Annotated in this window: 7 protein-coding genes and 1 pseudogene; 3 read left to right on the top strand and 5 right to left on the bottom strand. The window is 68.9% G+C overall.

Going from position 1 to position 8,268, the window contains the following annotated elements; all coding sequences use genetic code 11:
- Nucleotides 1-661 (top strand): annotated as a pseudogene (locus B9G38_RS12550) (hypothetical protein); the annotation flags it as partial.
- Nucleotides 662-722: 61 nt separating this feature from the next.
- On the opposite strand, the gene B9G38_RS12545 reads toward B9G38_RS12550, so the two are convergent.
- Together B9G38_RS12545 and B9G38_RS12540 are read right to left on the bottom strand one after the other, a co-directional pair.
- The gene (locus tag B9G38_RS12545; RefSeq protein ID WP_086220583.1) at nucleotides 723-1,832 is read right to left on the bottom strand and encodes a DUF373 family protein; all 1,110 of its coding nucleotides are present in this window, start codon (nucleotides 1,830-1,832) and stop codon (nucleotides 723-725) included.
- An 82-nt stretch (nucleotides 1,833-1,914) separates the two neighbouring features.
- Nucleotides 1,915-2,631, bottom strand: a complete 717-nt coding sequence (locus B9G38_RS12540; protein WP_086220582.1) for a DUF6517 family protein — start codon at nucleotides 2,629-2,631, stop codon at nucleotides 1,915-1,917.
- Nucleotides 2,632-2,791: 160 nt separating this feature from the next.
- Here B9G38_RS12540 and B9G38_RS12535 point away from each other — a divergent pair, with 160 nt between their 5' ends.
- The gene (locus tag B9G38_RS12535) at nucleotides 2,792-3,790 is read left to right on the top strand and encodes a radical SAM protein (protein WP_086220581.1); all 999 of its coding nucleotides are present in this window, start codon (nucleotides 2,792-2,794) and stop codon (nucleotides 3,788-3,790) included.
- Nucleotides 3,791-4,467: 677 nt separating this feature from the next.
- Nucleotides 4,468-4,764, top strand: a complete 297-nt coding sequence (locus B9G38_RS12525) for a rubredoxin-like domain-containing protein (protein ID WP_086220579.1) — start codon at nucleotides 4,468-4,470, stop codon at nucleotides 4,762-4,764.
- A gap of 450 nt (nucleotides 4,765-5,214) precedes the next feature.
- Here the strand turns inward: B9G38_RS12525 and B9G38_RS12520 are convergent, their stop codons facing one another.
- From B9G38_RS12520 to B9G38_RS12510, 3 genes are all read right to left on the bottom strand, one after another.
- Nucleotides 5,215-5,478: a preprotein translocase subunit TatA gene (locus B9G38_RS12520; protein ID WP_086220578.1), complete on the bottom strand. Its 264-nt coding sequence runs from the start codon at nucleotides 5,476-5,478 to the stop codon at nucleotides 5,215-5,217.
- Between the two features lie 61 nt (nucleotides 5,479-5,539).
- The gene (gene nreA, locus B9G38_RS12515; protein ID WP_086220577.1) at nucleotides 5,540-6,868 is read right to left on the bottom strand and encodes a DNA repair protein NreA; all 1,329 of its coding nucleotides are present in this window, start codon (nucleotides 6,866-6,868) and stop codon (nucleotides 5,540-5,542) included.
- A gap of 102 nt (nucleotides 6,869-6,970) precedes the next feature.
- The gene (locus tag B9G38_RS12510; protein WP_086220576.1) at nucleotides 6,971-7,957 is read right to left on the bottom strand and encodes a transcription initiation factor IIB family protein; all 987 of its coding nucleotides are present in this window, start codon (nucleotides 7,955-7,957) and stop codon (nucleotides 6,971-6,973) included.
- Nucleotides 7,958-8,268 lie beyond the last annotated feature (311 nt).

Raw genomic sequence — 8,268 nt, 5'->3', positions numbered from 1 at the left:
CCCGGAGCTGACCGACCTCACCCTCCCGACCGCGGGCGTCTACTTCTTCGGCGCCGCGACGACGCTGTGGAGCGTGTTCGTCGGCGTCGCCAACTTCAAGACCCGCAACGACCCCGGCGGCACCGTCTCGATGGAGGTGACCCACAAGGGGGAGACGAAGGTCGTCGAGGTCCCCCGCGACCAGCTGAGCGGTCCCGGGGGTATCGGCCTCCTCGGCGGGACCCCCGACGGCGACGTCGAGACACAGACGAACCGCCCCGACGACGGCTCCGCCGGCTCCGCGACGCCCTCTCCCCCGACCGGCGGGCCGGCCGGCGCGTCGACCGCACGGAACGGGTCGAACGGGGCGGGGCGGCCCGACGCGGGCGACCGCTCCGCCCCCGGCTCGCCGGGCGTGAGCGACGGCGGCAGCGCCGAGAGCGACATCACCTCGCCGCTCGACGACGCGGGACCGGCGGACGGTCCGGCGTCCCCGTCGACCCCGGAGTCCGCGCCCTCTCCCGGCTCCCCGTCCGCGCGCGACGGCCCCGGCGACGCCTACTGCGGCAACTGCGCGAAGTTCGACTACGTCCGGACGGACGACGGGATGCGCCCCTACTGCGCGCACTACGACGAGCTGATGGACGACATGGAGGCGTGCGACTCCTGGACGCCCCGCTAGGCGGGTTCGCCGCCGCCTCCTAAGCGACCGCTCTTCTCCCGCCGACGCCGTTCGCTCCTCCTCACACCGGCTCCGCCGACGGGAGCTGCGACTCCGCGACGGCGAACGCGAGCGTGCTCAACACGCCGATGAGCGTCCCCGCCGCGAGCGCCATCGCCAGCTCCGAGAGCCCGAGCGCCGTCACGCCCGGCGCCGCCGGGAGGAAGAACCCGGAGACCGCGAACAGCACGACGGCGATGGCGGCCACGTAGAAGGGGGCGTTGAGGTAGCGCCACCGGAACCGGCCGGCGAGGTATTCGTCGGTGATCTGCCCGAGGCTGGAGGTGACGCCCGCGACGCCGAGCCACTGGACGAACCCGTGGACGAACGCGGCGACGGCGGTGCCGGCAGCGAGCGGGCTCCCCTGCGCGCTCCGGACGACGTCGACGGTGTCGACTCCTTGAACCCCCCCGACGACGACCAAGGCGAGCGCGACGACGTAGGTGACGAGCGTCACGCGGCCGGTGTAGAGGACGTTCCGGACGGTCTCGGCGGTCCCGTCGACGGTGTCTTCGAGCCCCAGTCCGCGGAACAGCGAGTAGAGGCCGACCGCGCCCGAGAGGATCCCCAGCACGGCCGCGCCCGCGACGTCGAAGAGGTTCGCGACGACGACGAGGGGATAAATGAGGAGGAGGACCCCGAGCGGGATTAGGATCGTGCCGCGGGTCTCCGGGTCGGCGAGGACCTGTTTGATGGTGTAGTACAGCGATTCGAGGTCCTGCGCCTGCCGGACGACGACGCGGCGCATCCCGTCGATCGGCATCCGCGACCGGATCACGGGGAGGACGGACTCGTCTTGGGCGCCGTCGGTGATCACGACGGCGGACACCTCCTCGCCGGTCGACAGCTCGGCGAGCACGCGGTCGACCTCCTGGCCGACCGCGCGGTTCGCCTTCACGTCTGGGCCGTCGACGCCAGTGACAGCCGCGACCTCGACAGCCTCTCCCTCGGCGGCCAACTCGTCGTGGACACTGACGCCCTGGAAGAGGACGTTCACGTCGGAGTCTTCCGGATCGGCAGTCGCGAGCGCGACCGCGGCCTCGGTGACGTCGTCGGCGCCGATGACGGGGGTGGGGATCCCCGTCTTGCGGCCGAGGTCGTCGTCGAGGTCGACGCAGAGGACGAGCAGCATCGTTCGGGACTACGCGAGGGGGCGACATATGTTTTCGGCTCGGTTCCCGCCGGTGAATCCGACGACCGCGTCGCCGCGTCGGTCAGCTCTCGTCGTTCGGCTCGTGTTCGATCCTGTTCATCATCCGGCGGACGTTCTCGCCGTCGCTGAACGCGGCCGGGTACGCCGCTAGCGGGAGGACGAAGTCGTCGTCGACGCCGACCGGTTCGACGATGTGGAGCTCCAGCTCGGTGGTCACGCCGGTCCCCTCGATCTCCGCGTCGGCCGTGTACACGACGACGGTCGCGTCGGTGTCGAGGACGCTTGTCGAGTACTCCGAGCCGCGTTCGAGGCTCTCGACGTTCTCGAAGCGGCTCAGGATAAGCTCGGCGCGCTCGCAGGTGCCCATCTCGGCGATCGGGTTGAGCGCCCGGCCGAGGACCTCGATCTGCGGCGTCGTCACCGCGGCGAACACGGCGGCCTGGTAGCGCTCGCCGAACAGCTCGACGGCCTTGTCGTACTCGGCGACGGCGTTGGTCACCCGGACCTCCCGGGTCTGGCCGCCGACCTCGGACTCGCGGCCGACGGTCTCCTCGCTCACGTCGTTGAGCTCGTACCCCGCCTCCGAGAGCGTCGCGTCGGCGACGGTCGCGGTGCCGGAGCTGAACTCCGCCGGGCCGCCTGTCGCGACGTCGAGCGCGGCACAGCCGGCGAGCCCCGCGAGGCCGACGGTGCCCGCGAGCCCGAGCGCGCCCCGCCGGGTCGTGGCGTCGGTCGAGCGGTTCTCGTCTGCGGTGTCGGTCGGCTCGTCGGGAGTCATGCCCTCCCCTCGCGGCGGGGGGGAGGGGTACATACTTTGTGTTCGGTTACCCCCCCGCTTCGGCGCCGCGCGACCGACGGACCCCCGGCCGTGCCAACGGCTCTCCCGGCACAGCGCGGTTCGGACGCTTTTTGAGGCCGCGGCCGGTAGAGGGGGGTAGATGATCTCCAAGGGCTGTGAACAGTGCGCCAAGGGCGGGAAGATGGTGCTTTTTGTCTACGGCTACTGCGACCAGCGAGACTGCTTCTACTGCCCCCTCGGAGAGAACCGGAAGAACGTCACCGACGTGTACGCCAACGAGCGGAAAGTCGAGTCCGACGCGGACGTCATCGAGGAGGCCAAGCGCATGAGCGCGCTCGGCACCTCGATCACCGGCGGCGAACCCCAGGAGGCGATGGCGAAGACGACCCGCTACCTCGAACTGCTGAAAGACGAGTTCGGCGAGGACCACCACACGCACCTCTACACCGGGATCACGGGCGGCCGCGAGAACATGCGTCGCCTCTCGGAGGCGGGCCTCGACGAGATCCGCTTCCATCCGCCGCTGGAGATGTGGGGCGACATGCACGGCACCGAGTGGGAGGAGATACTCCATATCGCCCGCGAGGAGGGGCTCACGCCCGCATTCGAGATTCCCGGAATTCGCGCGGAGCCGGAGTTCCTGGAGTTCTTAGACGAGGGCGCCGCGGAGTTCTGTAACATCAACGAGTTCGAGATGTCCGACGGGAACTACCGCCGGATGCAAGAGGAGGGGTTCGAACTCCAGGAGGGCCACATGTCCGCCGTGGAGGGGTCGAAGGACGACGCCATCCTCGAGGAGATGGCGAGCCACGAGAAGGTGTACTTCTGTACGTCGGTGTTCAAAGACGCCGCCCAACACCGGAACCGCCTGAAGCGCATGGCGAAGAACATCCGCCGCGAGTTCGACGAGGTGACCGACGACGGCACGCTCGTCTACGGGAAGGCGTTCGCCGACGCCGAACGGTTCGAGGCGCTCGGCGTCCCCGAGGAGTTCTACACCGTAAAATCGAACCACGTCGAGATCGCGTGGTGGCTCCTCGAAGAGATGGTCGAGGACGGCGACTTGGCCGAGGGGGAGATCGTCGAGCAGTACCCGACCGTCGACGGCACCGTCGTCGAGCGCACGCCGGTCGCCTGAATCGGCCGTTTTGGGCTTTTAACTCGGTTTTCGCTTGCGTGTGACCGAATTACCAGCGCAGAGCCACGGGTTTGCTGTGCGGTGGCGCGTGCCGACGAGCGCCCGCGCGAGGGACGCCGCGAACGCCCGGAGGGCGTGAGCGGCAGCGAGGCGCGACGCGCCTCTGGCAGCCGGCGGCTGCGCCGCGGGCGACGAGGCTGGGGAGGTGTGAGGTGTGGTCGCCGTGCTGTGCGGGGCGGGACTCGAAGGGGCAGCCGGGAGGACGAAGTACGGCGCAGTAAGCACCGCAGGAACGAGCGCAGCGAGTGACGAGGAGCGTGGTTCGAGACGCCGAAGGCGTCTCGTCATCGCCAGAAATCCCCGATTTCTGGCTAGCGGCCAGACTCCGGCGGAGTCTGGCAACATCACGAAAGGCGCGAAGCGCCTTTCGAACGACAGCGAGCGTGCGCCGCCCTCACGGCTGAGGCTTTGGAGGTGTTCTCCGCTGATCCACAGTCGGCTATTTATAAGTGGGCGGCTGGGACTTCGGCGGTGTTCACTGCCGATCCGTTGGCAGTCATTTATAAACAAGTGGCTGGGGCCTTGGAGGCGTTCACCGTCGAGCAGTGGTTAAACATATTTCACGTGTCGTGTTATCTGCTCCCATACTTATGAGGGATCAACGCGTATAGCCGCGCATGGCCTCCGAAGAACCCGTATTCGCCGACGTGAGTATCGGACAGGCGGTGTACAACGAGGACGGCGAGCGGCTCGGCTCGATCCGGGGGGTCGACGACGACGGCTTCTACGTCGCGTCGCCGTCGGGGACGGACACGCTGACGCTCACCGACGCGCGCGACGTGTTCGGCACCGCATACGTGATGTGGCGCTGCTGGGAGTGCGGCGAGATGGGCGAGATCGGCGACCAGCTCCCCGCGAACTGCCCGAGCTGCGACGCGCCCCGCGAGGACCTGTACTACTGGGCCGAGGACTGAGAGGGAGTAGTACCGCGATGAGTTGATGGTGGAGGCCGATCGGTCCGATACCGACGGGCTGGCCCTCTCACGGCTGACGCCGCCAAAGCCCCAGCCGGGAGGCGGGCGCACGCTCGTTGCGCGCTTCAGTCGCTCGCTTCACTCGCTCCTTCCAGTGCTTACATCGCCTGCGCCCGCCTCCCGGCTGCCCCTTTGAGTCCCACCCGACCGCGACCGCACCTCACACCTCCCCAGCCTCGTCGCCGGACTACGTCCGGCTGTAAGCGAGAGCTTCGCTCTCGCCCTGTCAGTCGCCGGAGCGAAGCGACGGCGACTGACTCCAGCGAGGGACACGGTCCCTCGGGCAACCGGGCTTCGCCCGGTGACAGCCGGCGCGTAGCGCCGGCGACCTCGCACGCGCTGTTCGGCCGCGGTGCGGCCTCGCAGGCGCGCGCCGACCGCTCCAGCCGCTTACGACCGTTCTTCTTCCTCAATCTCGTCCGGTTCGTCGCCAACCTGCTCGCGGAGGCGCTCGACCTCAGCCTCCAGTTCGGCGATCCGGTCGTCGTCCGTCGTCTCGGCGGCTGTCTCGTCGTCGGAGCGCGTCGTGAGGTACAACACCGCTGCCGCGACGAGGACGAGCGGAACGCCGAAGAGGAGTAGGGCGATGATCAGGATGATTATCAGCTCGGGGCCGGCCGGGATGCCGCCGAACGCGGGGACGAGAGAGACCATGTGGCGTCCACTCGACGGCGTGAGTAAAGATATTGGGGCCGGGGAGCCGTCGCGCCGCGGCTCAGTCCGCGTCGACGAAGTCCCCGAGATTTGCCTGAAGCCCGGCCGCCAGCGTCGACTTCCGGCGGAGGCGTCCGAGCGAGATGGGGAGTTGGTCGGCGACGCCGCGGACCGGCTCGCCGAACGTCTCCGCGGTCCCGAGCTTGCCGTCGAAGGAGTTCCGGACCGCCTCGCGCACCTGCCAGACGCCGACCGGCCCCCAGTAGTCGTCCGAGACGTGGCGCAGGACGAGCGCCTTCGCCTGCCGCCCGCGGTCGTCGAGGTGCTCCAAGACGCCGACCCGGGCCGCGTAGTAGGCGCCCGCCGTCTCCTCAACGTAGCCGGTCCGCCCCTCGCGCCCCTCGTTCGCGGCCGCGAGGTACACCCCCGCGTCGGGGTCGGGGTTCCAGATCGAGCCGGGCGACTTCATCTCGACGAGCTCGTACTCCCACCGTCCCGGCACCAGAATCACCCAGAACGCGTTGCCGAGGTACTCGTTGCGGTGGACCTCGATCCGGTCGACCGTCGGGTTGTCACGGATCGAGCCGCGGAGGAACTGCCCGACCGTGTCGTCGACGGCCGTGATCGACCAGCGCGTCGGGACGAGCCGACGGTCCTCGCCGCGGCCGAGCGCGCCCGCCGAGAGGATCGTGTTGATCTCGTACACGTCGAACCCGCGGCGGTAGAGGTACGTCATCGCCCCCTCGGCGCGCCAGTCGTCGTCTTCGAGCGTCTTCTTCACCGGCCGCGGGACGTGCGGGTTCTCGCCGAGGTCGGCCGTGCGGGCCGCCGCCCGCGGTCCGGTCGGCGTCTTGATGTCCTCCGTGCCGACTTCGAAGTCGAGGTCCGGCCGCCCGTCGAGCCCGATCTCCACGTCGACCGGGCGGTCCGCGATGGCGACCTCGCGCTGGACGCCCAGCCAGCCGTTCCAGGCGTCGTGGACGCTCTCGGCCGGGCCGCCCTCGCTCCCAACCGACTTCTCCCCGCCGGTCGCGCCGGCGTCCGCGACGTCGACGCCGCGGGTGGAGTTGAGCAGGCTCGTCCGGCGGTCGAACACGTCCGAGATCGAGACCCCCTCGTCGTACCACGCCGCGGAGGTCTCGAACGCCGCCGCGCGCTCCTCGCGGCCGACCGGCGATAACAGTCCGGTCGAGACGTTCGGGTAGTCCGCGCGACCGACGAAGATCGAGGGGGAGACGCTCCCGACGACGGCGTCGTCGGAGACGTGCTCGTCGAAGCGCCGCTCGAAGGAGTCGAGGTGATCGAGGATGCCGTAGTCCTTCTCCGCGGCGAGGCGCCGCCGCTCGGCGCGCTCGTTCGCTTCGAACTCGATGAACTCGTCGAGCCGCATTCGCGTCGGCGTTGGCGGCGCGGCGGCTTGAACGTTTCCGGCGCGGCCGCCTTTCAGAACGGCAGAGAGGGGAAAGGTGAGAGACCACGGGACAGACGCCGCCTAGCTGTGGATTCCCATCGCCTCGATCTGCTCTTGGTAGCGGTTGCGGATGGTGACCTCGGTGACCTGCGCGACGTCGGCGACCTCCCGTTGGGTCTTCTTCTCGTTACAGAGCAGCGAGGCCGCGTAGATGGCAGCGGCGGCGTAGCCGGTGGGCGACTTCCCGGAGAGCAGGCCCTGCTCGGCGGTCGTCTCGATGATCTCGTTGGCCTTCGACTGGACTTCCTCAGAGAGCTCCAGCTCCGAGGAGAACCGGGGGACGTACTTCTTCGGGTCGACCGGGCGCATCTCCAGACCGAGTTCCTGTGAAATGTATCGATACGTTCGGCCGATCTCCTTTCGGTCGACTCGCGAAACCTCGGAGATCTCTTCGAGGCTCCGCGGGATTCCCTCCTTGCGACAGGCGGCGTACAGCGTGGCGGTGGAGACGCCCTCGATGGAGCGACCGCGGATCAGGTCCTCGTTCAAGGCTCGCCGGTAGATAACTGACGCTACCTCGCGCACCGAGCGCGGCACGCCAAGCGCCGAGGCCATCCGGTCGATTTCCGAGAGCGCGAACTGGAGGTTGCGTTCGCCGGCGTCCTTCGTCCGGATCCGCTCCTGCCACTTGCGGAGCCGGTGCATCTGCGACCGCTTCTTCGAGGAGATGGAGCGCCCGTAGGCGTCCTTGTCCTTCCAGTCGATCGTCGTCGTCAGCCCCTTGTCGTGCATCGTCTTCGTCGTCGGGGCGCCGACGCGCGACTTCTCCTGCCGCTCGTTGTGGTTGAACGCGCGCCACTCCGGGCCGGGATCGATCTGCTCGTCCTCGATGATCATCCCCGTCTCCTCGTGTATCAGCTCCCCGTCGGCCGTCCGGGTGAGGTCCTCCGGATCGAAGTCCTCCGGGTCCAGTTCGTCGACGTCTTCGATGTCTATCTCGTCTTCCTCGGCGTCCTCGTCCCCCACGCGCTGCCGGTCGTGATCCCGTTGCCGGGTGGGCCGTGTCATCGCATTTATATGCTATCCAATCCGTTTAACTTAAAAGTTCGTTACTATGCGGGTCAGTACCACGCCGTCGCACGCGTTCGGTCCGACCGCGGTTCGAGCCGCACCTCGGTCGCCGGAATTCGCCGCCCGCGTCGTCGCTCATCCGTCGTGGGTGTCGGTCGCGGTCGGTTCGGCCGCCTCCGGTCGGCCGAGCGATTCCGGCGGGTCGACGGCGCGCACCGCCTCGCGGACGGCGGCGAACGGCTCGTTCCCCTCGGCGACGACCTCGCCCGCGACGCGCTCGGCGTCGGCGTCGCCGACGAGGACCGTCG

This window comes from Halorubrum sp. SD612, assembly GCF_002135005.1.
Note: the sequence above shows the minus strand (reverse complement) of the source record. Positions and strands in the feature narration are given on the sequence as shown.

Coding starts and splice junctions, on each gene's coding strand:
- nreA (WP_086220577.1), bottom strand. CDS start 6,868: ATGCGGCTCGACGAGTTCATCGAGTTCGAAGCGAACGAGCGCGCCGAG.
- B9G38_RS12520 (WP_086220578.1), bottom strand. CDS start 5,478: ATGGTCTCTCTCGTCCCCGCGTTCGGCGGCATCCCGGCCGGCCCCGAG.
- B9G38_RS12525 (WP_086220579.1), top strand. CDS start 4,468: ATGGCCTCCGAAGAACCCGTATTCGCCGACGTGAGTATCGGACAGGCG.
- B9G38_RS12510 (WP_086220576.1), bottom strand. CDS start 7,957: ATGACACGGCCCACCCGGCAACGGGATCACGACCGGCAGCGCGTGGGG.
- B9G38_RS12540 (WP_086220582.1), bottom strand. CDS start 2,631: ATGACTCCCGACGAGCCGACCGACACCGCAGACGAGAACCGCTCGACC.
- B9G38_RS12535 (WP_086220581.1), top strand. CDS start 2,792: ATGATCTCCAAGGGCTGTGAACAGTGCGCCAAGGGCGGGAAGATGGTG.
- B9G38_RS12545 (WP_086220583.1), bottom strand. CDS start 1,832: ATGCTGCTCGTCCTCTGCGTCGACCTCGACGACGACCTCGGCCGCAAG.